The organism is Streptomyces dangxiongensis, assembly GCF_003675325.1.
GTDB lineage: Bacteria > Actinomycetota > Actinomycetes > Streptomycetales > Streptomycetaceae > Streptomyces > Streptomyces dangxiongensis.
The window spans coordinates 262,426-284,576 of record NZ_CP033073.1 but is presented as its reverse complement, the minus strand read 5'-3'; the positions used below and the strand labels follow the sequence as shown (position 1 = coordinate 284,576).

Genomic DNA, 22,151 nt, shown 5'->3' with positions numbered 1-22,151 from the left:
CCGGGCCGGGCACGGCCCGGCGGGTCAGATCCTGCGCCAGCGGGCCATGAACCAGGAGAAGACGCCGAAGGCGGCCAGGCCGAGCGCGATCAGGGCGAGGAGCCAGGGCCCGGCCGGCAGATCCCGGAACGAGCGCAGGGTGTCGTCCATACCCTTGGCCTTGCCCGGCTGGTGCTGGACGGCCGCGACGATGGCGAACACCCCGGCGACGCCGAAGACGATGCCGCGCGCCGCGCCGCCCGTGACCCCCAGCACGTCGGTCACCCGCTCGGTCCGCGGCGACATCTCCCCGGTCCGCAGATGCTTGCGGAACTTCTTCTGCACCGCCCGGACCGCGATCCACAGGCCGGCGATCACCACGCCGGCACCCGCGATCCCGACGAGCCACTCACCGGCCGGCCACTTCAGCACCATCGCGGTGACGTCGTCGGTGTGCTGGTCGGAGGAGCCGCTGCCGCTGCCCTTGTCGCCGGCCGCGTAGGACAGCACGGAGTAGGACACGAAGGCGTAGAACACGAACCGGCCCGCGGACGACGCACGCTTGGACAGCTTGGTGCCGTCCGGGCCCGCCGCGCCGACCACCGCCTCCGACAGCCGCCACAGGGCCATGCCGGCGAGCGCGATCCCCACGATCCACAGCATCGCCGAGCCGAGCGGCTTGTCCGCCAGCTCCGTGAGGGCGCCGCCGCGGTCGGCCTGTTTCCCGCCGTCCTCACCGCCGAAGGCGATCTGCAGCGCGATGACGCCCACCAGAACGTAGATCAGCCCACGGGCGGCGAAGCCCGCCCGGCCGGCGGCGGTCATCGCCTTGCTGTCGGCCGCGCGCCGGGCCCCGAGCCGTCCATTCACTGTCCATGACTGTGTCCCCATACATGGCCGATGCCCCCGCGTCCCGGTGCGACACCTGCCCGACGGCCGCCGGTCGCGGGGGCCGGCGCTACTTCGACCGCTGCGAGGCCGCGGCGGCGGGACGCAGGTCGGCGAGAGTGAGGGGACGGGCCGGAGGGTCGGACAGTGCGGTCCGGGACGTGATGTGCCCCTGCCCGTCGACGTGCAGCAGTTCACCGGGGTCCATGAGCCGCCAGTGCGGGTTCTCGTCCATGGGCTCGCTCGCCACGACCACGGCGGGACGGTCGCTCAGGGCCGCCGAGTGCACGCGCAGCCGGCCGTGACGGCCGGAGTGGTCGAGATGCCGCGCACCGTGCCGGCCGCCGGCGGGACGCGGAAGGACGTACAGCTCGTGCGTGGCCGGATAGCGCAGGGCCCACAGTTCGTCGGCGGTGACGACGATGACGTTGAGGGCGTACAGGGGGAGGTGCGCGGCCGTCCAGCGCGCCGCGGCGAGGATGCCGGCGGACACGTCACCGCCGTGCGCCGCGGTCTCCCGGGTCACCAGCGCGAAGAAGCGCTCGGAGTCGGTGTCGCCGTGCACCAGCGAGATGTCCCCGCCCAGGTGCCGGTCCAGCTCGTCGAGACCCTCGATCACGCCGTTGTGCGCGAACAGCCGCCCGTCCTGTGCGAAGGGGTGGGTGTTGCGCACGTCCAGGCCCCCGGTCGAGGCGAAACGGATGTGGGCGAGGAAGGTGGCCGACTCGACCTGCCGGGCCTCCCGGGCGAAGACCCGGTCCTCGTAGGCGGCGATCGGCGCCTTGTGGACCTCGGGCGTGCCCTGGCGGGTGAAGTAGCCGAGCCCGGTCCCGTCGGGTTCCCGGTGGCTCTGCGCGTCGAGGCTGTCGGGCGCGTCCAGCAGCCAGAACGTGGCGGTCGTGCGCGCGGGGGAGCTGCTCAGCCCGAAAAGGCGGCACACGGCGCCCTCCTTCGTCTCGGTCTCGCCTCGGGGTTCGTCCCGGCTCTCGCCTCGGAGATCCATGGCCGGACGGCCACGGCCATGGTCCCCCGCCCGGCGCGACTCCGCACGCGGCGCGCGCGGCTGACGGTCCGTGGACATCCCGCGAAAAAAACAGGTGTGCATGCCGAGCGGCGGGGTAGACGCGGCTTCGTCGACCGGTGACCAGCACCAACGGAACGATTCGGGAGGGGAACACCATGACGACGCTCACCGTGGCCCAGGACACGAAGACGGCGGTCGGGCTGCCGGAGGTCGCGGATCCCACGGCTGTGGCTCCTCGGGATGCGCGGGAGCTGTCGAAGGTGTTCTTCGATGAGCTGGCGGTGCTGGAGGAGGGTACGGCGGAGTTCCAGTACGCGCGGAACACGTTGATCGAGATGAACATGTCCTTGGTCCGGTTCGCTGCGGCGCGGTTCCGCAGTCGGGGGCCGGAGGAGATGGAGGACATCGTTCAGGTGGGGATGATCGGTCTGATCAAGGCGATCGACCGGTTCGAGTTGACGCGTGAGGTGGAGTTCACGTCGTTCGCGGTGCCGTACATCGTGGGGGAGATCAAGCGGTTCTTCCGGGACACGTCGTGGGCGGTGCATGTGCCGCGGCGTCTTCAGGAGGCGCGGGTGGCGTTGGCGCGGGCGACGGAGGAGTTGCGGAGCCGGCTGGGGCGGACGCCGACGGTGCGTGAGCTGTCGGAGTTGATGTGTCTGTCGGAGGAGGAGGTCGTTGAGGCGCGGCTGGCGGCCAACGGCTACAACTCGGCTTCGCTGGATGCGGCGATCGGTGGCAGTGAGGACGGTGAGAGTGCGCTGCAGGACTTCATCGGGACGGAGGACGCGGCGCTGGGGCTGGTGGAGGACTTCCATGCGCTGGCTCCGATGATCGCGGAGCTGGAGGAGCGGGATCGGGTGATCCTGCATCTGCGGTTCGTGGAGGAGTTGACCCAGGCGCAGATCGGTGAGCGTCTCGGTGTCTCCCAGATGCATGTCTCGCGGCTGCTGTCGCGCACCCTCAAGCGCCTGCGCGAGGGAATGCTGACCACTAGCTGACGGCCACGGCCTCATCCGGCGCCCCTGACCACAGGGGCGCCGGCACTGTCGCCCCGCACGGTCGTCCGGGTCGCCCGCGCCACCGCGTGCGGGGACCGAGCGTTCCCGGCCCGCCCGCCGGGAAGCCGACGCCCGTGCGGGGCGCACGTGCGACGACGCCATGGCCCGCCGGGTCCACCGCCCGCCCGCCGGGTCCACCGCCTCTCCGCCGGGTCCACCGCCCTTCCGCGTCCCCGGCCGGTTCCGGCGCACGTACCCGTACGGCAGGCCACAGACCCCCACCGGCGGGGGTCTTCTCGTCTTCCGTCCCGTCCATCGGCGGACAAGTCGGGCCCGGTCCGCGCCCGTTCGGTACGTCGCCGCTCAACGCCCCTGGCTCGCCCCCTTGTTGAACGGCGTGCGGTAGGGTACGACCTGTTTGGTTTGATTTTCAGCCGGGGGAGGGTCCATGGCTCAGCAGGAGCGAGCTGTACGGACCCGGCGTGCTGTTCTCGAGGCCGCCGCCGGCGTCTTCGCGGAGCGCGGATACGCGGCCGCCACCATCGCCGAGATCCTCCACCGGGCCGGCGTGACCAAGGGCGCCCTGTACTTCCACTTCGACTCCAAGGCCGCCCTCGCCCGGGGTGTGCTCCAGGAGCAGATGCGGACCGAGTACCACCTGCCCCGGGAGCTGAAGCTCCAGGAATGGGTGGACGCGGGCATGACCCTGGCCAAGCGCCTGCCCCAGGAACCCATGCTGCTCGCCGGTGTCCGGCTCTCCGCCGACCTCCAGGGCCACGACGTCCTCGGCAGCACCTGGCCGGCCTGGGCCAGGCTGACCTCGTGCGTCCTGACCGAGGCCAAGCAGCGCGGTGAGGTCCTCCCGCACGTGGCACCCGAGGAGACCGCCCAGGTCTTCCTCGGCGCGTGGATCGGCGTGCAGTTCGTCTCGCAGGCGGTGGCCGGCTGGGCGGACCTCGACAACCGTATGGCGGCGCTGTACGACCACCTCCTCCCCGCGATCGCGGCCCCGGCCGTCCTGGTCCGGCTGGACACCGCACCGGACCGCGGCGCCCGCGTGATCGCCGAGGTCCAGGAGAAGTCGACGGCCCTCGCCGGAGCCCCCGCCTGACCCGGCCCCGCGCCGCGACCTCTCCCTCCGCCGTGCCGCACCGCAGCGGCCTTGTCCAGGCCGCCCGAACGGGCGCACGCGCGGACCGGTACCAAACCGCTGCGCCGGTTTCCCCGGACGCGCCCAGACGGTGCCGGCAACCGCGGTGCAGCGGCTGGGGGGAGCCGTACTTCCGGGACGGCGGTCCGCACGGCGTGACGGTCGCCCACGTCCGAAAGGCCTGCGCCACGTACCCGGTCGGACCTGTGACGGGACCGCCCCCCGCCGCTCGGATCACTCACCAACCCCGGCCGCGACGAATGCCGTTGGCGAACCGTTCACCTCTGAACGGTGTCGGCCGGGCGCAGCGCGTCCGATGTGAAAATCCGTGCGCGCGGTCACTAGGATGTGACACCAAGACAACCATGCGACCGGCCCGTGACCTGCGTGCCGGTCGGGGTCGCCGATGCCAGGGACCGCTCCCCGGGCTGCGGTGATCTTCCTTCTCAGGAGGACCCTCCGCATGTTCCGACGTATAGGCAACGCCGTCGTCCGTCATCCCGTTTGGACGATCGTGGCGTGGCTGATTGCCGCGGTGGCCATTGTGGCCACCGCTCCGAGTCTGCCCTCCAACAGCGATGAGAGCAGTTTCCTGCCGAAGAGTTACGAATCCATCAAAGCGGCACAACTCCAGGAGAGGGCGTTCCCCAGCGCCTTCACCCCGTCCGCGATCGCGCTCTACCAGCGCACCGACGGCGGCAAGCTGACCGCCGCCGACCAGAAGGACGTCGCCCGGATCACCTCGGATCTGGGCAAGAAGCACATCGACCAGGTGCAGAAGGTCGTCCCCGGCCAGCCGTCCAAGGACGGCAGGTATGACCTGACCCTGGTGCAGATGGACAGCAAGAACGCCGGCCAGCCCAAACAGGTCGACGCCGCCAGGGACTTGCGCGCGGAGGTCAGGAAACTGACCAAGGGCACGCATCTCGACGTCAAACTCGGTGGCTCCGCCGCCCAGGCGCTCGACCAGGAGGACTCGTCCAAGCGCGGCCAGGCGTTGATCGGTATCGGCACCTTCGTGATCATCCTGGTGACGCTGCTGATCATCTTCCGGGCGCCGATCCTGGCCGTCCTGCCACTGCTGCTGATCGGCCTCGTGTCCGCCATCGCCAACGGCCTGATCGCCTACGCCACCAAGCTGTTCGACCTCCAGGCCAACAGCTCGATCTCGTCCATCCTGATCGTCGTACTCTTCGGCGTCGGTACGGACTACTTCCTGTTCCTGATATTCCGGTACCGCGAAAGGCTGCGCGCGGGTGACGAGCCCAAGCAGGCCATGATCAACGCGGTCGCCCGGGTCGGCGAGGCCATCGCCTCGGCGGCCGGTGCGGTCATCATCGCCTTCCTCGCCCTCGTGCTGTCCACGCTGGGCTTCCTCAAGCAGATGGGCCCGGCGCTGGCCATCGCGGTCGCTGCCACCCTGGTCGCGGGCCTGACCCTGATCCCGGCCGTGGTCTCGCTCATCGGGCCCAAGGTGTTCTGGCCCTCCAAGTCCTGGCAGAAGGAGCCGGAGAACGCCCGCTTCGCCGCCCTCGGCCGCGGCGTGCGGCGCCGCCCGGCGCTGACCGCCGTCGCGTCCGGTCTCATCCTGCTGGCCCTGTCGCTCGGCACGCTCGGCTACAAGGCCACCTTCGACCTGGCCTCGGGCTCCATGCCCAAGACCAAGGAGTCCATGGTCGTCCAGGACGAGATGCAGAAGGCGTACTCGGCGGGCGCCGCGGCACCCACCGACGTCTACCTCTCCACCACCGACGGCAAGCCGCTGGACAGGTCCGCCTTCGACGCGTACGCGCGCAAGCTCGGCGCCGTGGACGGTGTCGCCGACGCCCGCATGACCCAGGTGAACAAGCAGGGCACCACCGCCGACTTCACCGTCACGCTCAAGTACGAGGCGTCCACGGACAAGGCCATCGACGCCGTGGGCCGGGTCCGCGACGTCGCGCACTCCGCGGCGCCCGGCGGCACCGAGGCGCTCGTCGGCGGCATGTCCTCGATCTACAAGGACATCGACGCCGCGGTGAACCACGACTACCGCACGGTGTTTCCCGTCGCCGCCCTCCTCATCATGATCATCCTGGGGCTGCTGCTGCGCAGCGTGGTCGCACCCTGGTACCTGATGGCCTCGGTGGGTCTCGGCTTCGGTGCGACCCTCGGCGCCACCGTGTGGATCTTCCAGGACGGGCAGGGGCACTCGGGGCTGATGTTCATGCTCCCGGTGATCATGTACCTGTTCGTGGTCGCGATCGGCACCGACTACAACATCCTCATGATCGCCCGACTGCGCGAGGAGGCCCGCGAGGGCCGTGACCCCCGCGAGGCGGCGGGCATGGCACTGCGCCACGCCGGACCGACCGTGGCCGCGGCGGGCTTCATCCTGGCGGCGACCTTCGCCACGATGATGCTGGCGGGCAACTCGCTGCTCATGGAGATGGGCTTCGCCGTCTCCTTCGGTATCGCGGTCGCCGCGTTCATCATGGCGATGTTCTTCACCCCGAGCCTCACGGCGCTCATCGGCCACGCGGCCTGGTGGCCCGGCCACGGGGACCGGGTGGCGACGCCGGCCGCCGGCCCGACCGCCGGGACCGACGGCCTCGGACCGGTCCACGGCGACGAGGACCGGGACGCCACCCACGACCCGGCGGGCCGCCGCGGCTAGCCGCGTCACCCAGGAAAGTCCTGCCGGGCCGCACGGCCCGGCAGGACTTTTTCGTGTTCGACGGGCAAGCCGCCCGGCGCCCCCGGGCGCTGACGCGGACGCCTGCGCCCGCACCGGACACGGCCGTGCGCGGGCGGCCCGCGCCGGGGGCCGCGGACACCGTGGCCGTGGGCGGCCAGTGCGCACCGCACGCTCGTGTGAGCCCTGTACGCGCCCCCGCTCGCCCGACAACACTGCGCTGTCGGCGGGCAGTCGGCAGCGATGCCGGCCGCCGGCCGTCCAAGTGACCAGAAAGGCAGGTCGGCGCCATGCTGTTGTGTCTGCCCACGTCCGTGACGGAAGCCCAGGAGTGCCTGGCCGAGGGAGCCGTGCCGATCGGCGGGGCTACGCTCGTGTGGGCGACGTGGCAACGGGACGGTTTCCCCGGCCTCGCCATGTCCCTGCGTGAGGTACCGGAGGCCAACGTCATGGGACGCGAGAGCGTCGGCGGCGCCGTGGTCCTGCACCGGATCGACGCCCAGCAGCCGGACGTCCTGCGGCTGGCCGCCGCCACGATCGGCACCGGCGCCGTGCGGCGGACCGCGACGGTCGGGGGCAACCTTGTCGGCAGTGCGCTGCGCTGCCTGCTCCCCGCCGCCCTGGTCCTGGACACCCGCGCGACGGTCCTCGAAACCGACGGGGTCCGCGAGGCGGACCTGACCGAGGTCGTCGCCGAACGGCCCGTCCTGCTCAGCCTGCGCTGGCGCGCGCCGATCGCCTCCGCCTACCGCAAACTGACCGGCCAGGCGGGCGGGCCGCCCCCTCTCGTCGTGGCCTCGGCCCTGCACGCCGGTGACGGCGGAGGCCGGTGCCTGCGCGTCGCCGTACGCGACGGCTACGACGTGCTCAGCGGGGACACCGCCGGTGACACCGGCGCCGAGGACGCCCTCGACGCGCTGCGCGGCACGGCCCTGGGCGAGCTGCCGGCCGTCGCATGGGACGTGATCCGCCCGCAGGTCACCGGCCTCCTGCACGGCGATGGCGCGAACGGAGAGGGTCTCAGCGCGCCGGATCGGTGATTCCGCCGCCGTGCGCCCCGGGGCGGCGAGACGCTCCCGCACGGCCGCGGCGTGGACCGGGCGACGGCGTACCTCCGCAGGGGCGCGATTCCACCCCCCGGACCGGCCGGTCGTTTGCCGTCCCGGCAAAGACGCTGGCCGGTGGCCGTCGCCCTGACCGAGTCTGACCGGGTACCGCTCCCGTCCCCGGAAGGCAGACCGTGACCGCGACGACGACCGCCCCGCCCCAACCCCTCGTGCCGAGCAGCCGCAGACGCTGGACGGTGCTGGCCGTCTGCTGTCTGAGCATGTTCCTGGTCGGCCTGGACACCACCATCGTCAACGTGGGCCTGCCCGCCATCGGCCACGGCCTGGGCGTGGGGACCCGCAGCCTCGAATGGACCGTGGACGCGTACACCGTCGTCCTGGCCGGTCTGCTGATCTCCTCCGGCGCGCTGGCGGACCGGTTCGGACGCCGGCGGGTGTTCCAGTGGGGGCTGACGGTGTTCGGCGTGGCCTCGCTGGCCTGCGCGGTGGCCCCGTCGGTGGGCGCGCTGATCGCGGCGCGCGCGGTGCAGGGGATCGGTGCCTCCATGCTCAGCCCCGTGGCACTCGCCATCGTGGTCAACGCGATGCCCGACCCGCGGGAGCGGGCGCGGGCGATCGGCGTGTGGGCCTCCGTGTTCGGGCTCAGCATGGCCGCGGGCCCGGTCACCGGCGGCGCCCTCGTCGCGGGACTCGGCTGGCGGTCGCTGTTCTGGATCAACGCTCCGGTCATCGTGGCCGCCCTCGTGCTCAGCGCCGTGTTCGTGCCCGAGTCCCGGGCGGCGAAGCCCCGGCGGCTCGACGTTCCGGGCCAGCTCCTGCTGACCGTGGTGATCGGACTCTGGGTCGGCATCCTCATCGAGGGGCCGCGCATCGGCTGGACGTCACCCGCGGCGCTGGCCGCCTACGCCCTCGCCGTCGCGGCCACGGCGGGATTCGTGTGGGCGGAGTCCCGCCGGGCCGAACCGCTGGTGGACCCCGGCCTGTTCCGCGGGCCCGCGTTCAGCGGCGCGGTCCTGGGCGCCGTGGCGGTGTTCGCCGCGCTGAACGTGACACTGCTGCTCAACACCCTCTACCTCCAGCACGCCCGGGGCTTCACCCCGCTGGCCGCCGGTACGGCGACCCTGCCCATGGCGTTCGGCGCCACCGTCTGCGCGCCGTGGTCCGGCCGCCTGGTCGGCCGCACCGGCCCACGACTGCCGCTGCTCGTCGCGGGCGGCTTCCTCACCGCGGGCGGGTTGTGCCTGACCGGGCTCGACCGGCACACCAGTGTGTACCTGCTGCTCTTCGCCTACCTGCTCATCGGCATCGGGTTCGGCTTCGCCAACGCGCCGATCACCAACACCGCGGTGAGCGGACTGCCGCCCGCCCGGGCCGGCGTGGCGGGCGCCGTCACGTCCACCGCACGGCAGCTCGGCTCCGCCGTCGGCATCGCCGTCGCCGGCGGCCTGGTCGCGGGCACCGGCCCCGAGGAACTCGCCCATGCCTCCCGCCCGGGCTGGCTGCTGGTCGCCGGCTGCGGACTCCTCCTGCTCCTCGTGGCCCGCGCGTCCCGGCCCACCGGGCCCCGCCAGGCCCCGGGATCCGGCACGCCGGCCGCCGCGCGGACCCGCTGACCGAAGCGCCACCGCCCCTGGCGGACGGCTCGTCCGCCCCCCGGTGACGTGTCATCGTGGCCGGTACGGCGACGGAGACGGCCATGGCCGGGCAGGTCGAGTCGCAGGCCCCGGGGGAGATCGGTCTTCCGCGCGCGGTGCCTGTCCGACCGGTAGTAGTCGGTCAGCAGGGACCTCTTCCCACGGAAGCCGTCAGGGCAGGGTGCGGCACAGCAGGGCCGCGGGGCCGGGGCGGCTGCCGACTCGGGTGGTGAAGGCGATTCCCGCGGCGTACTCGGTCACCGCGCACTGTCCCTTGGAGCTGCCGTACGCGAAGTCCCCGCCGGGCGCGTCGGCGGGACGGCCGTCGGACCGGTCGAACCACACCGTCCGCCCGGCACCCGCCGGGGCACTCCGTGCCGGGACGCACAGCGCCGCCGACACGCGCTCACCGCGCAGCCCGTAACCGATGAGGAACTCCCCGTCCGGGCACTGGTACTTGGTGTAGCCGGACGCCCAGTCCCCGCCGGCCGGCACCTGGCGCTCGTCGGTGACCACCGTCTGGCGCGCGTCCGCGGCACGCAGGTCCGCCGTGCCCGTGTCGGTGCACAGGCCGCGCCCGCCGGTGTGGCTCAGCCCGATGAGCCTGGTGCCGTCGGGGCAGGCGGCCTTGTACGCTCCCGGGTCCCAGTCTCCCGCGGCGCGCACCCGCAGTGACGCCACCGCGTCACCGTGATCGGTGCTGAGCATGCGCCAGACGGGAGCCGGAGCCACCGGACCGGTCGTGCCCGGCGCGGTCATCAGGCGCTGCCACGCCGTGCCGCGCCAGTCGCCGGGGTCGAGGATGCCGGAGCGGCGCCCGGTGTCGTCGTAGCGCAGCAGCGCCCAGTCGTCGTGGCCCGCGAAGCCGACCAGCGGCCAGAACGCGAAGTCGGCGTCGTGCTCGGCGAGATAGCCGGTGATGTTGCCGAACCAGGTCCGGGCCGCCGGGTTCGTCTCGGCCGACCCGATGCCGAACTCGCTCACCCACACCGGCGCGGTGTAGTGCCGGCCGCTCTCCTCCACGACGAACGCCTCGTCGTCCAGGACCGTGGCCAGCTCGGCGCGGGACAGGTCCTGGTAGCGGGCGTCGTGGGTCTCGCCGATGCCGGTGGCACCGCTGTGGTGCGGGCCGGTGTAGCCGTAGAAGTGGGCGGAGTAGACGAGTTTGCGGGCGTCCACGAGCGTGTGCGACAGCGTGCGGGCGGGAGCGAGCACCGGCCGGCCGTGCGGGAGCCCGTCCACGGGCACCCCGGTCCAGTTGATCCCCTCGATCACGATGAGGAGGCGGGGGTCGCCCTCGGTGAGGATGCGGTCGGCGGCCAGCTTGGCCGCGGCGTACCAGTCGTGGCCGTCGCCCAGGCCCCAGTTGGGGTCGTCCAGCACGTCGCGCCGGACCTCGTTGTACAGATCGGCGCCGACCACGTGGGGGACGGAGGCGTAGCGGCGGGCCATGAAGACCCAGTCGTCCGCCCACTGCCCGGTGGACTGCCCGCTGTTCCACCGCTCGTTGCCGTCGATGCCGCAGCACCAGCGGGAGGTGTTGGTGTGGTTGTTGAGGACGACCGCGAAGCCGCTCCGGCTGAGCGCGTCCACCACGGCGTCGTAGACCTGCAGCGGTGTCATGCCCCGCAGCCGGGGATTGGCCGCGACGGCGCTGTCCGGGACGGCAGTCGTACGGTGGATCATCTCGTTGGAGAACGGCAGCCGGATCGTGTTGATCCCCGCCTGGTGGAAGTCGGCGAGGAGTTGGGCCAGCGGTGCGCGGTCCAGGCCGAGGGGGATGTCGTGCGAGTCCTGCCCGGCGTGATGGCCGGCGGGGTCGGCGGCACTGCCGCTGCCGGTCCAGGAGCCCTGTGCGCCGTCCCAGTTGGCGCCCTTCAGCCGGAAGCGGTCGCCGTGCGCGTCGACGATGTACCGGCCCCGGGTCGACAGGGGTGCTGCCCAGGCGACGGGGTCCGCCGCGTCGGCGGGGGCCCGCACGGCCGTGGCGTGCCGCGGTACGGCGGCGGAGGCCGGCGTGGCCAGGGGGGTGGCGGTGAGGGTGGTGGCCGCGGTGAGCAGGAGACCCGCGGCGGTGACGGCGAGGCGCGGCACGGCTGATGGCATCGGCATGAGGGGCTGCCTTGAGGTCGGAGGCGTGGGGGAGCGGGGCGACGGGCCGGCGGCACCGCCCGGCCGGGGCCGGCAGCGGCGGGCGACCGGAGCACGGCCGGCCCCGGACGGTGCGGGAACTCCCCGTTCCGGGGGGGGGCGATGCTGCTGCGAGGGCGGCTGCTCGCGCCTCCTCACACGGTGGGAGTTGTCAGCAGGACAGGTTGCCGCCCGGGCTCACGCCGAGGATCTGGGTGAACCTCTGGTAGGCGTCGACGCGGCTCTGCACCTGGGCGGGGTTCTTGCCGTCGCACTCCAGGGAACCGTTGATGGAGCGGATGGTCTGACCGAAACCGGCACCGTTGACCATCGCGTTGTGCGGGGTCATGGTGCCCGGCCCGGACTGGGTGTTCCAGTACCACAGGCCCGTCTTCCAGGCCACGGCCGCGTCGTTCTGGACCAGCCAGGGGTTGTTGAGCAGGTCGATGCCGAGCGCGTCCCCGGCCGCCTTGTAGTTGAAGTTCCAGGAGAGCTGGATGGGGCCGCGCCCGTAGTAGGCGGCCTGGCCGGCCGGGCACCCGTAGGGCTGCCCCCAGTCGCAGTAGTGCGGGTAGTCGGCGGTGTTCTGCTCCACGACGTGGACGAGTCCACCGGTCTCGTGGCTGACGTTGGCCAGGAACGCCGCGGCTTCCTGCTTCTGCACTGTGTCGCTGCCGGTGTGCGCGAAGGCCGGGTAGGCGCTGAGCGCGGCGGTGAGGCCGCTGTAGGTGTAGAAGGAGTTCCGGTTCGGGAACATCTGGTTGAACTGCGCCTCGGAGACCGCGAATCCGGACGGCGTGCTGCCGCCCCCGCCTGCCGGAGCGTTCCACTTCTGGTTCGCGCCGCCGGAGCAGCTCCAGATCTGGAGACGGGTGGCGTTGGCCGAGTTGTTGTCGCGCACGTCCAGGCACTTGTTCGCGGCCGGGTTGACGATGTCGTGCGTGGCGGTGACCACCCACTGCTGGTTGGTTCCGCCGGAACAGTCCCAAAGCTGCACGGCGGCGCCGTCGGCGGTGCCGCGGTCCACGACGTCCAGACACTTGCCGAGCGCCCGCAGGGTGCCGTCACCCGGGTTGGCCCAGCGCTGCGCGGCGGTTCCGTTGCAGTCGTAGAGCTGTACGGCGGTGCCGTTGGTGCTCGCGGCGCCCGCCACGTCGGCACACTTGCCGGCGAGGCCGGTGATCTGCCCGTCTGCGGCCTGCGCGGGCGTGACGGCGAACAGGACGGCGAAGGACGCGGCCATGAGGCCGGCCACGAGCCGTCCGGGGCGTATGCGCGGGGAGGACGACCGTCTGATGCACGGGAGAGACATGGAGAGAACGCTCCAGTTCACGGGGCGGCTGCGATACGGGTCAAGGGGGGCGACGGAGGTCAGTCGAGAACCTTCTGCGTGACCACGATGTGTCCGGCGTCGGGGTTCAGGCTGCCGCCCAGCCGGCCGAACGCGCCGTCGGTGAGATCGAGGCACTTGGGTTCCTGCGGGGTCTGCGCGAACGTGCCCCGGTCGTTGATCCGGACCACCAGTGACCTGCCGTTGGCGACGTTCGTCACCTGGACCCGGGTCCCGAACGGAAGCTGGGGCCGACGGGTGAGAGAAGTGGCGGCCGTGTAGGCGTTGTTGTCGAAGACCTCGCCGCCGGCGGTCAGCGCGCCGGGCGGCTGGGGGCCGTAGTGCGTCGCCCAGCACCGCTCGGCGGCGGCCTGGGCGGGGGAAGTGATGAGCAGGCCGGCCGGCGCGGCGAGGGCGAAGGCGAGCGCGGCCTGTAACAGCGCGGAACGCGTGGGGGGTTGTACGGCCACGGAGGAGATCACAGCCTTTCGCGGTCGACGGATGGCAGGGCGTGCCGCACCGGGCTGCGTGTGCCGGATGAAGGTCCGCCCGGCATCGGAACGTAAAAGGTCTGCACCACAATCGTCAAGGCCTGAACGGGCCGTCGGCGCAAGGCAGTTGGAGTGTCCGGAACGTGAAGGCGGCGTTCGGACGGCGATGAGCAGGCTCTTCGGAGGATGCCCTCCGCCGCCCGACGCTCACCTGACGACGCAGCCGGAGACCCCCGCACGGCCGCCCGGCCGATGGAGGCCCCCGCCCGCACGGCCGCCGGCGTTGGACGGAGTACGCCCAGCGCGGCAGGACCGTCGCGATCATCGGTCAGGACGAGGCCGGTGCGCGCATGCGCGGGACGCTCGGCGGCGAGCCGGCCGGCAGCCGCTGAACCGAGGGGACCGGCCGGAGCGGGCGCGCGTTCGCCGGCTGTTCGTCGCGCAGTTCCCGCCCGGCGGCGTCAGCCGCTCGTGAGGACGACGAGGTGCCGGGTCGCCCGGGTCATCGCCACGTAGCGGTCCACCGCTCCCTCGACGCCCTCGCCGAACTTCTCCGGGTCGACCAGGACGACCAGGTCGAACTCGAGTCCCTTCGACAGTTCCGGGGTCAGGGACCGGACACGGGGCGTCGCCCGGAACGTGGGGTCACCGATGACGCAGGCGATCCCCTCGGCATGCGCGGCGAGCCAGTCGTCGAGGATCGACTCCAGGTCGGCGGTCGATCCGTGGACGACGGGTGTGCCGCCGCCGCGGATGGACACCGGCACGTTGGCATCGGGGAGCACGGCCCGGATGACGGGCTCGGCCTCCGTCATGATCTCCTCCGGCGTCCGGTAGTTGATGCTCAGGGGAGCCACGGTGACCCGGCCGAGCCCGACACGTGCCAGCCGTTCCTGCCACGACTCCGTGAACCCGTGCCGGGCCTGGGCGCGGTCCCCGACGACGGTGAAGCTCCGGGACGGACACCGCAGCAGCAGCATCTGCCATTCCGCGTCGGTCAGTTCCTGCGCCTCGTCCACGACGACGTGCGCGAACGGGCCGGCGAGCAGGTCAGGGTCGACGGTGGGCAGGGCGCTCCGGTCGACGAGGCTGTCCTGCAGGTCCTGGCCGTGCAGCATCATCACCGCGCCCTCACCGTCGTCGTCCGCCCTGAGCAGGCCCTCGATGACGGTGGACATGCGCTCGTGTTCGGCGGCCACCGCGGCCTCGTGCCGGCGCCTGCGCCGCGACGCCTCCGGGTCACCGAGCCGCTGCCGGGCCGCGTCCAGGAGGGGCAGGTCGGACACCGTCCACGCCTGGGCGTCCGCGCGCTGGAGCCGCTGTACGTCGTCCCGGTCCAGCCAGGGAGCGCACATCCGCAGGTAGGCGGGCACCGACCACAGGTCACCGACGAGGTCGGCCGCCTCCAGCAGCGGCCACGCGCGGCCGAACGCCGTGAGCAGCTCCCTGTTCTGCCGCAGCGCCCTGCGCAGCAGCGTCTCCGACACGTCGCCGGGGTGCTTGTCCACCAGCATCGTCAGCAGCTCTTCCCAGACCTGGTGACGCGCGTCGTTGTGCGGCGTACCGGGCTCCGCCGCATCGAACGCCACGGCCCAGTCGTCGGCGGTCAGCCGGATCTCCGACCAGGGGGTGATGACCGTCATCCCCTCGGCGGGCGGTTCCTCGTAGAAGCGGACGGCCTTCTCGATCGCCCGCACCATGTCCGCGGACGACTTCAGCCGGGCCACCTGCGGGTCGGCCTCGACCGTCGCCGCCGCTCCCTCGGCGACGAGGTCCCGCAGGATGCAGGTCTGCACACCCTCCTCGCCCAGACTGGGCAGGACATCGGCGACATAGTCCAGATAGGGCCGGTGCGGACCGACGAACAGCACGCCGCCCCGGCGGTGACCCAGCCGGGGGTCGGTGTACAGGAGGTAGGCGGAGCGGTGCAGCGCGACGACGGTCTTCCCCGTGCCCGGCCCGCCGTCCACGACAAGAGCGCCGCGGGACCCCGCGCGGATGATGGCGTCCTGGTCGGCCTGGATGGTGGCGAGCACGTCCCGCATCCGGGCCGACCGGTTGCCTTCGAGGCTGGCGATGAAGGCGGACTGGTCGTCGAGCGCGGCGTGTCCCTCCAGCCCGTCCGCGGCGAACACCTCGTCCCAGTAGTCGCTGATCCGGCCGCGGGTCCAGCGGTAGCGGCGGCGGCTCGCCAGTCCCATCGGGTTGGCATGGGTGGCCCCGAAGAACGGCTCCGCCGCCGGGGAACGCCAGTCGACCAGCAGCCGGCGTCCCGAGCTGTCGGTGAGGCCGAGCCGTCCGACGTACACGGGCTCGGGGTGGTCGGTGCTCACCATGTGCCCGAGGCACAGGTCCAGGCCGAAGCGGCGCAGGGTGCGCAGGCGGGCGGTCAGCCGGTGGATCTCCGCGTCCCGGTCCATCGCCTGCCGGCCCTTGCCGCCGGGCGCCTTCCGCTCGGCCTCCAGACGGTCGGACAGTTCGGCGACCGACTGTTCGAGGCACTCCGCGATGGCCGCGAAGTGCTCCTCGTCGCCGCTGATCAGAGCCGGGTCGGCCTTGGAGGACAGGCGGTCGGGAAGGTCGAACGCGCCGAGGGCCAGGGGGTTCACGCATCAGCTCCGATATGAGATCGCTTGCGGCCATGACGACACCCGGTGCCGCGAGAAGCCGGTTCAGGCCGGTCATTCTGCGGTACGACCGGGACCTTGCCGCAAGGCCCCCGATCGGCTATATGTTGAGAGTGGCAAGGAGTGGGTGACCTCCTTGCCTTTTCTTTTTGCCCGGCTCCGTCCGGGAACCGGTCCCGGCTCCGTCCGGAAACCGGTGACGAAGTCAGGGTACCGAGCGTCCCACCGAACGATCTTGGTGTAGGGCCTCGGCTTCGGGATACCCGCGTCACACACCCCGCCCGCCGCTGCCCCGACGCGCGGTGGCGGGGTGCCTTCACGCGACCGTCGACACCGGCCGGTCGGCCGTCGGGCGAAGAAGCCCGAGACAACCCGAGAGACGGAGAACACACATGTCGCAGGTGGAAGAGTCCATCGAGGTCGACGTCCCGGTCCGCACCGCCTACGACCAGTGGACCCAGTTCGAGACCTTCCCCCAGTTCATGGAGGGCGTCGAGCGCATCGAGCAGCGCACGCCGACCCTCACGCACTGGGTGACGAAGATCGACGGTGCCACCCGCGAGTTCGACGCCGAGATCACCGAGCAGACCCCCGACGAGCGCGTCGCCTGGACCACCGTGAGCGGCGAGGCCGAGCAGGCGGGGGTCGTCACCTTCCACCGTCTGGACGCCACCCGCACCAAGGTCATGCTGCAGTTGGACTACGAACCCCACGGCCTGGCCGAGACCGTCGGCGACAAGCTCGGCGTCGTCAAGCGGCAGGTCACCGGCGATCTGGCGCGGTTCAAGAAGTTCATCGAGGCCCGCGGCGACGAGACCGGTGCCTGGCGCGGCGAGGTCTGAGCCACGCACGTGAGGGCCGCTACCCGCGCCCTGCCGCACGGCGGACGCGGGCACCGTCCTCGGGTCCGGTCGTCCCACGGGCATAACCCCGGCCGGCCGGGCAACACGCGGTGGCAACGGCGGGCAACCGCGCGACGAGGAGGGGACAGGGCCATGGCGGTCACGCGGCACGAGGCGTTCGCGATCAGCTTCGCGGCGATGGCAGGAGCGGGGACGGCCGTCGGCGGCCGTCCGCTGGTGGAACCGTCGCCGGCCGCGGCCCTACCCGCACCGGCCGGGCGAGGACCGGGTGGAAGAGCTGCACCTGGCCTTCGAGGACCCCTCGGTCCCGCCGTCCGACGCACCGGAAGAGGTGCTGCACCGGTACTGGAGCCGGTTGCAGCCGCTGGACCTGACAGCCGAGAAGGCGGACGCGCTGCCCGCGCTGCCGCCCGAATGACCACACCGAGAGCACCGAGTGCACCGCTTCACCACCGTCGGCCGGATGAAGCCGGGCCAGCCGCCCTGCACCGCTCTGTTCGGGGTACTCGCACGCTCTCCGGGGCCGGGCGCCGACGGCGCCCTCGGCTCTCGGGAACAACGATCGACGGGAGGTGATCGTCATGTCGGATGCACATTTTCACCAGGAAACAGGCCGACAGGCGCCGGCTTCGGAGCCGGTGGGCGAACTGGTGCAGCGTGCCTCGCAGCAGCTGACGGAGCTGGTGCGGGGTGAACTTCGCCTGGCACAGGCGGAGATGAAGGACAAGGGCAAGCGGTACGGCAAGGGCGGCGGGACTGTTCGGCGGCGCCGGACTGGTCGGGTTCCTCATGCTCCAGGCCCTCGTGGCCACGGTGATCGCCGCGTTGGCGGTACCCCTTCCGGTGTGGGCCGCGGCCCTCATCGTCACCGCGGTCCTCGGCGTGATCGCCGGGGTGATGGCGCTGAAGGGGAAGAAGGAAGTCGCCCAGGCCGCCCCGCCCGCCCCCCAGCAGACGATCGAGAACGTGAAGGCCGACGTGGCCGAGATCAAGGAGAGTGCGCACCGATGACCCAGCCGCCGCATGACGAGCCGACCGCTTCCAGCCAGGAGGAGCTGAGGGAGCAGGTCGAGCACACCCGTCAGGAATTGGGGGAGACCGTGGAGGCGCTGGCGGCCAAGGCCGACGTCAAGGCCCGCGCCCAGGAGAAGACCGCGGAGGTCAAGGAGCAGGCCGTGGCGAAGGCCGGCGAGCTGAAGCAGCAGGCCGCGGTGAAGGCCGGGGAGGTCAAGGCGCGGGCCGCCGAGGCGGCTGCCCGGGTGCAGGACAAGCTCCCCGAGCCGGTCAAGGACAAGGCCTCCTCGGCCGCCGAGCAGGCTCGCGCGAAGGCCGCCGAGGCGGGCCGGCTGTGGCAGGAGAAGGCGCCGGAGCCGGTGCGTGCGAAGGCGGCGCAGGGCGCCCGGATGGCCCGTGAGAACCGGACCTGGCTGGTGGCAGCCGTCGGGGCGGTCGTCGTGGCCGGTCTGGTCTGCCGCCGCCGCAAGGGCTGAGCCCGTGACGGCGACGACGGCATGCCGGCCCGCCGGAGGCCGGGCCGACGTCGCCGTCCCCCGCGGCCCGCCCGGACACCGGCCGGGCTGATCCGCCCCGCGAGGGGGGCACCGGCGACACCGACAAGACCGGCGCCCCCCGCTGAGGGCACCCGCACGCGGACCCCGCTCCCGGCACCTCACGACCGACCGGCACAGCCGTGCGTGGCCGTGCCGGACACTGAAGAAGGACACGGGAGGTGGCGGATGCCGGTGGACGTGCGTGTGCGGCTGGGCAGGGCCCTGTTCCAGCGGGTCGCGGGTCCCGACGGGCCGGTCACCCGCGCCCGGATCCACCAGACGCCGGGCCCCCGCTGGTTCGGCCCCGACCGCCCGATCCGGACCGTGCACGGCGACGCCTCGATGTTCATCGGCGGGATCAGCGCCCTGCTGCTCCAGTCCCTGCACCCGCGCGCCATGGCGGCCGTCGCCGCCCACTCCGGTTATCGCGGCGACCCCTGGGGCCGGCTGCAACGCACCAGTGCCTTCCTGGCCGTGACGACGTACGGCACCGCCGTGGACGCCCAGAGCGCGGTCGACCACGTCCGCGCGATCCACGAGCGGATCAGCGGCACGACGTCCGGCGGCCTCGCCTACCACGCCGGCGACCCCCACCTGCTGGGCTGGGTGCACGCCGCCGAGACGGACATGTTCCTGCGCGCCCACGCGCGCTACGGGGCCCACCCGCTCGACGCCGCCGGGTACGACGCCTACGTCGCCGACACAGCCCGGGTCGCCGAGGCACTGGGCGTGACCGACCCGCCCCGGGACCGCCGCGCCCTGGCCGAGCGCCTGGCCGCCTACCGGCCCGAGCTGCGGGCCTCCTCCGAGGCCCGCGCCGCCGCCCGCTTCCTGCTGCTGCGGCCCCCGCTGCCCCTGGCGGCCCGGCCGTTCTACGCGGGACTGGCCGCCAACGGCGTCGCGCTGCTCCCGCCATGGGCCCGGAACCTGCTGCGGCTGCCCAGGCTCCCCGTGGTGGAGGACATCGCCGTACGCCCCACGGGCCACGTCCTGACCCGGACCATCCGGTGGGCCATGGCGCCGCCGCGCTCGCGCACGGACTGATCCGGCACGCCCGGGCCCGCCGTCCCCGCCCGCCTCAGCGGCGGATGCGGCGCTTCGAGCCGCCCCGGCGGAAGCGGATCGCCACATAGACGAGATCGACGACGAGGACGACCACGCCGATGATCAGAAGGTAGAACAGGCCGTGCGCGGCGACTCCGATGATGCCCAGGACCACGGCCACGAGGATCAGGAACAGGAACACGCTCATCGGGTCTCCCGGCGGCTCGATGCGTCAGCGGCGGGCCAGGCGGCGCTCGCCGCCGGCGCCCGGTGCGTAGGGCAGTTCGTAGTGGGCGAAGACACCGGGTTCCTCGGTGGCGGTCAGCTCACCGTCGGTGTCGATCGCCGGGGCCTTCCTCACAGTGTCCTTGCTGTGGGCGACCTTCAGGTATCCCGGGCCGACCGTCGCACCGGTGAGGGGCACGAACGCCAGTCGGCGCCGGGTGGGCAGGCCCACGGTCACGGTGGCGAAGAACGGCTGGTCGGTGCCGGTGTCCACGTAGACGGACTCCAGTACACCGATCTTGTGGCCGTCCGGGTCGACCACGTCGTGGCCGCGCCATTCCCTGATATCGGATGCCTCGAACATCGAAAAACCTCCTCTGCGGGGGTACCCGCGATGACGCCCGTGATGTCGTCGCCGCCATCGGCCGCGGCCCATTGCGGTGATCAGAAGGCGTACCGGATGCGCAGCCAGGGGGCGTGGGCGGCCACGAGACCGCGCAGGGTGTGCACGGCGTCCGCCTTGACGTGGTTGGCGTAGCGGACGTTCGACGCGCCGTTCTCCGAGCGTTTGCCTTGTTGCAGGGCGGGCTGCCAGAGCACCTCCTCGGCGCGGGGATGCCAGCCGAGGTTGACCTCGTGCAGGTCCCGGTTGTGCGTCAGCATGATCACTTCGGCGGCTGCCTGCCGTTTCACCCGGTCCGGCAGGACGTCGTCCAACTGCCGGAGCAACTCGGTCCAGGCGCCCTGCCAGCCGGGGCGCAGGACCACCGGGGAGAGGTTGAAGTGCACCTCGTAGCCCGCGTCGAGGAAGTCCGCCGCGGCGGCGATCCGGTCGGCCACCGGCGAGGTCCGCAGGTCCAGCAGCCGCGAGTCCGCCGCGGGCATCAGCGAGAAACGGATCCGGGTCCGGCCGCGCGGGTCCAGCGTCAGCAGGTCGGGGTTGACGAACTTGGTGGCGAACGACGCCTTCGCCGTGGGCCACTGCCGGAAGGACCGCACGAGATCCGCGGTGTTGTCGCAGATGAGCGCGTCCACCGAACAGTCGCCGTTCTCCCCGATGTCGTAGACCCAGGCCGTCTCGTCGCACTGGTTGGGTTCCGGTTTGCGGCCCTGGCGGGCGATGTGCCGTGCCAGGTGGGCGATGATGCCGTCGATGTTGGTGAAGACGGTGATGGGGTTGGCGTACCCCTTGCGGCGCGGCACGTAGCAGTACGCGCAGGCCAGCGCGCACCCGTTGGAGGGGCCGGGGGCGATCCAGTCGGCCGACCGGCCGTTGGGCCGCGTGGTCAGCGTCTTCCGCTCGCCCAGGACCAGCGTCTCGCCCTTCACCCGCACCCAGCGCTCGACGTTGCCCTCGTTGCCGTGCAGACCCGGGATGCGCCAGTGCGACGCCACCTCGATCACCTCGGCGGCCGGGAAGCGGGCGAGGATCTGACGGCCGCGCGCGGAGGCGGCGGCGGCCGGCTCCGCGTACACGGCCCGCACGGGCAGGAGGCGGCGCGCCTCGGCGGAGTCGCGGAACAGGGGGCCGTCCTGCGGCCCGCCCCCAGGACCGGAGCCGCCGTGCCCGGCCGTGTCGTGCCCGCGCGGCGACGCCGGGCCGTCCAGCGCGTCGAGACCGAACAGGGCGTCGGAGCCGTCGTCCGGTGCGGAGGGGTGTCTCATGTGCGCTCCGCTCGGGGTGTCGGGGGTGGCGGCCTCACTCCACTGTAGGCATCCCCCGGACGTACGGCGGACGCCCCGGCCGTGCGCCGCGTTCCCCGGCGTCGACGGCTCCGGCCTGCGCGTACGCGGCCGGGCCGGTCTCAGTCGTCGTCCAGGGGATCGTGGCCCCAGTTCATCAGCGAGTGGCGCCAGCGCGTGTCCCGCACGTCCCCGGAGGGGCGCTGCGCGAGGTGGCGGCGGATGTAACCGGTCACCTTGCGCATGTGCGCGTAGTCCGCGTCCGAGAGGTCGCTCTTCTTCTTGCGGAGGATGTCCACGATGGCGCGGCCGGAGGCGTGCCCGGTGGACTCACCCCCGTCCTTTGTGCTGTCCGGCCGCCCGGGAGTCCTCGGTCGCCAGCCACTGCTCCAGGGCGGCGGGTGACATGTTCACCAGCTCGCGGAAGGAGTCCTGGGTCTCGCGGTGCCCGTCGTCGCCCGCCACGCCGGAGCTACTTCTTCTTCTTGAGGGCCGACGGCTTGTGCACGGCCTTGCGGCCGGACTTGTCGCTGCGCACCTCGTACTGCGGGTCGTCCGGTGAGGCGTCCACGGTGCGGCCCGCCGCCTCGGTCCGCTCGGTGATCTTCTTCTCCACGGTGCCCGAGGTCTCGCTGCCGTGACTGCGCCAGGCGACCTTGTCGCCCTTGGACGGCTCGTTCTTCCCGGAAGGGTCCTTCGCCTTGGCCATGGTCGTACTCCCGCCGTGAGGGGTCCGCTGTCTCGCAGTACCACCTTGCGGGCGGGAGCCGCCCTCCGCACGTGCAGAACAC

19 protein-coding genes and 2 pseudogenes are annotated in these 22,151 nt (G+C 72.4%); 10 read left to right on the top strand and 11 right to left on the bottom strand.

Features of this window, described 5'->3' with window-relative positions:
- Positions 1–24 precede the first annotated feature (24 nt).
- Positions 25–870, bottom strand: coding sequence for a DUF1206 domain-containing protein (locus tag D9753_RS01685; protein WP_394346669.1), 846 nt, complete (start codon positions 868–870; stop codon positions 25–27).
- Between the two features lie 67 nt (positions 871–937).
- Positions 938–1,807 carry a class II glutamine amidotransferase gene (locus tag D9753_RS01680; RefSeq protein WP_121790830.1) on the bottom strand — a complete coding sequence of 290 codons (870 nt, stop codon included), beginning with the start codon at positions 1,805–1,807 and terminating at the stop codon, positions 938–940.
- Positions 1,808–2,046: 239 nt separating this feature from the next.
- Here D9753_RS01680 and D9753_RS01675 point away from each other — a divergent pair, with 239 nt between their 5' ends.
- The 5 genes from D9753_RS01675 to D9753_RS01655 all read left to right on the top strand — a co-directional run bounded on the left by D9753_RS01675 (position 2,047) and on the right by D9753_RS01655 (position 9,396).
- Complete coding sequence (locus D9753_RS01675; protein ID WP_121785389.1) at positions 2,047–2,892, top strand: RNA polymerase sigma factor SigF; 846 nt, start codon at positions 2,047–2,049, stop codon at positions 2,890–2,892.
- 448 nt (positions 2,893–3,340) lie between these two features.
- Positions 3,341–4,003, top strand: a complete 663-nt coding sequence (locus D9753_RS01670; RefSeq protein ID WP_121785388.1) for a ScbR family autoregulator-binding transcription factor — start codon at positions 3,341–3,343, stop codon at positions 4,001–4,003.
- 502 nt (positions 4,004–4,505) lie between these two features.
- Positions 4,506–6,698: an MMPL family transporter gene (locus D9753_RS01665; RefSeq protein WP_121785387.1), complete on the top strand. Its 2,193-nt coding sequence runs from the start codon at positions 4,506–4,508 to the stop codon at positions 6,696–6,698.
- Positions 6,699–7,006: 308 nt separating this feature from the next.
- Positions 7,007–7,756 (top strand): FAD binding domain-containing protein, encoded by a 750-nt coding sequence (locus D9753_RS01660; RefSeq protein WP_121785386.1) that lies wholly within the window; start codon positions 7,007–7,009, stop codon positions 7,754–7,756.
- A 200-nt stretch (positions 7,757–7,956) separates the two neighbouring features.
- Positions 7,957–9,396: an MFS transporter gene (locus tag D9753_RS01655; protein ID WP_121785385.1), complete on the top strand. Its 1,440-nt coding sequence runs from the start codon at positions 7,957–7,959 to the stop codon at positions 9,394–9,396.
- 192 nt (positions 9,397–9,588) lie between these two features.
- Here the strand turns inward: D9753_RS01655 and D9753_RS01650 are convergent, their stop codons facing one another.
- The 4 genes from D9753_RS01650 to helR form a co-directional block, all read right to left on the bottom strand.
- Positions 9,589–11,529 carry a glycoside hydrolase family 5 protein gene (locus D9753_RS01650; protein ID WP_121785384.1) on the bottom strand — a complete coding sequence of 647 codons (1,941 nt, stop codon included), beginning with the start codon at positions 11,527–11,529 and terminating at the stop codon, positions 9,589–9,591.
- 190 nt (positions 11,530–11,719) lie between these two features.
- Positions 11,720–12,790 (bottom strand): chitinase, encoded by a 1,071-nt coding sequence (locus D9753_RS01645; RefSeq protein ID WP_240468416.1) that lies wholly within the window; start codon positions 12,788–12,790, stop codon positions 11,720–11,722.
- Positions 12,791–12,918: 128 nt separating this feature from the next.
- The gene (locus tag D9753_RS01640; protein ID WP_240467993.1) at positions 12,919–13,347 is read right to left on the bottom strand and encodes a septal ring lytic transglycosylase RlpA family protein; all 429 of its coding nucleotides are present in this window, start codon (positions 13,345–13,347) and stop codon (positions 12,919–12,921) included.
- A gap of 482 nt (positions 13,348–13,829) precedes the next feature.
- Positions 13,830–15,977, bottom strand: a complete 2,148-nt coding sequence (gene helR / locus D9753_RS01635) for an RNA polymerase recycling motor ATPase HelR (RefSeq protein ID WP_121785383.1) — start codon at positions 15,975–15,977, stop codon at positions 13,830–13,832.
- 410 nt (positions 15,978–16,387) lie between these two features.
- On the opposite strand from helR, the gene D9753_RS01630 reads away from it, so the two are divergent.
- The 5 genes and pseudogenes from D9753_RS01630 to D9753_RS01615 all read left to right on the top strand — a co-directional run bounded on the left by D9753_RS01630 (position 16,388) and on the right by D9753_RS01615 (position 19,452).
- Entirely contained in the window at positions 16,388–16,837 is a 450-nt protein-coding gene (locus tag D9753_RS01630; RefSeq protein WP_121785382.1) for an SRPBCC family protein, read from the top strand.
- A 289-nt stretch (positions 16,838–17,126) separates the two neighbouring features.
- Complete coding sequence (locus D9753_RS36285) at positions 17,127–17,276, top strand: hypothetical protein (protein WP_163010584.1); 150 nt, start codon at positions 17,127–17,129, stop codon at positions 17,274–17,276.
- A 163-nt stretch (positions 17,277–17,439) separates the two neighbouring features.
- Positions 17,440–17,869 (top strand): annotated as a pseudogene (locus D9753_RS01625) (phage holin family protein).
- A complete protein-coding gene (locus tag D9753_RS01620; protein WP_121785381.1) occupies positions 17,866–18,348 on the top strand; it encodes a DUF3618 domain-containing protein in 483 nt (160 codons plus the stop codon). Before D9753_RS01625 ends, D9753_RS01620 begins: the two are co-directional and overlap by 4 nt.
- Before the next feature lie 252 nt (positions 18,349–18,600).
- On the top strand, positions 18,601–19,452 hold the full coding sequence (locus tag D9753_RS01615; RefSeq protein ID WP_394346667.1) for an oxygenase MpaB family protein: 852 nt from the start codon (positions 18,601–18,603) through the stop codon (positions 19,450–19,452).
- A 34-nt stretch (positions 19,453–19,486) separates the two neighbouring features.
- Here D9753_RS01615 and D9753_RS36280 read toward each other — a convergent pair whose 3' ends face one another.
- The 5 genes and pseudogenes from D9753_RS36280 to D9753_RS01595 all read right to left on the bottom strand — a co-directional run bounded on the left by D9753_RS36280 (position 19,487) and on the right by D9753_RS01595 (position 22,069).
- Positions 19,487–19,660 (bottom strand): hypothetical protein, encoded by a 174-nt coding sequence (locus D9753_RS36280; protein ID WP_163010583.1) that lies wholly within the window; start codon positions 19,658–19,660, stop codon positions 19,487–19,489.
- Positions 19,661–19,684: 24 nt separating this feature from the next.
- Positions 19,685–20,041, bottom strand: coding sequence for a PRC-barrel domain-containing protein (locus D9753_RS01610; RefSeq protein WP_121785379.1), 357 nt, complete (start codon positions 20,039–20,041; stop codon positions 19,685–19,687).
- A gap of 80 nt (positions 20,042–20,121) precedes the next feature.
- Positions 20,122–21,342: a spore photoproduct lyase family protein gene (locus D9753_RS01605; protein ID WP_121785378.1), complete on the bottom strand. Its 1,221-nt coding sequence runs from the start codon at positions 21,340–21,342 to the stop codon at positions 20,122–20,124.
- Between the two features lie 140 nt (positions 21,343–21,482).
- Positions 21,483–21,768, bottom strand: a pseudogene (locus D9753_RS01600) (DUF3140 domain-containing protein).
- A gap of 64 nt (positions 21,769–21,832) precedes the next feature.
- Positions 21,833–22,069 carry a hypervirulence associated TUDOR domain-containing protein gene (locus D9753_RS01595; protein WP_121785377.1) on the bottom strand — a complete coding sequence of 79 codons (237 nt, stop codon included), beginning with the start codon at positions 22,067–22,069 and terminating at the stop codon, positions 21,833–21,835.
- Positions 22,070–22,151 lie beyond the last annotated feature (82 nt).

Excerpts from the sequence above, each read along its gene's own strand:
- D9753_RS01610 (WP_121785379.1), bottom strand. The coding sequence starts at position 20,041 with ATGTTCGAGGCATCCGATATCAGGGAATGGCGCGGCCACGACGTGGTC.
- D9753_RS01665 (WP_121785387.1), top strand. The coding sequence starts at position 4,506 with ATGTTCCGACGTATAGGCAACGCCGTCGTCCGTCATCCCGTTTGGACG.
- D9753_RS01595 (WP_121785377.1), bottom strand. The coding sequence starts at position 22,069 with ATGGCCAAGGCGAAGGACCCTTCCGGGAAGAACGAGCCGTCCAAGGGC.
- D9753_RS01630 (WP_121785382.1), top strand. The coding sequence starts at position 16,388 with ATGTCGCAGGTGGAAGAGTCCATCGAGGTCGACGTCCCGGTCCGCACC.
- D9753_RS01605 (WP_121785378.1), bottom strand. The coding sequence starts at position 21,342 with ATGAGACACCCCTCCGCACCGGACGACGGCTCCGACGCCCTGTTCGGT.
- D9753_RS01620 (WP_121785381.1), top strand. The coding sequence starts at position 17,866 with ATGACCCAGCCGCCGCATGACGAGCCGACCGCTTCCAGCCAGGAGGAG.
- D9753_RS36280 (WP_163010583.1), bottom strand. The coding sequence starts at position 19,660 with ATGAGCGTGTTCCTGTTCCTGATCCTCGTGGCCGTGGTCCTGGGCATC.
- D9753_RS01685 (WP_394346669.1), bottom strand. The coding sequence starts at position 870 with ATGGGGACACAGTCATGGACAGTGAATGGACGGCTCGGGGCCCGGCGC.
- D9753_RS01645 (WP_240468416.1), bottom strand. The coding sequence starts at position 12,790 with ATGGCCGCGTCCTTCGCCGTCCTGTTCGCCGTCACGCCCGCGCAGGCC.
- D9753_RS01660 (WP_121785386.1), top strand. The coding sequence starts at position 7,007 with ATGCTGTTGTGTCTGCCCACGTCCGTGACGGAAGCCCAGGAGTGCCTG.
- D9753_RS01670 (WP_121785388.1), top strand. The coding sequence starts at position 3,341 with ATGGCTCAGCAGGAGCGAGCTGTACGGACCCGGCGTGCTGTTCTCGAG.
- D9753_RS01650 (WP_121785384.1), bottom strand. The coding sequence starts at position 11,529 with ATGCCGATGCCATCAGCCGTGCCGCGCCTCGCCGTCACCGCCGCGGGT.
- D9753_RS01675 (WP_121785389.1), top strand. The coding sequence starts at position 2,047 with ATGACGACGCTCACCGTGGCCCAGGACACGAAGACGGCGGTCGGGCTG.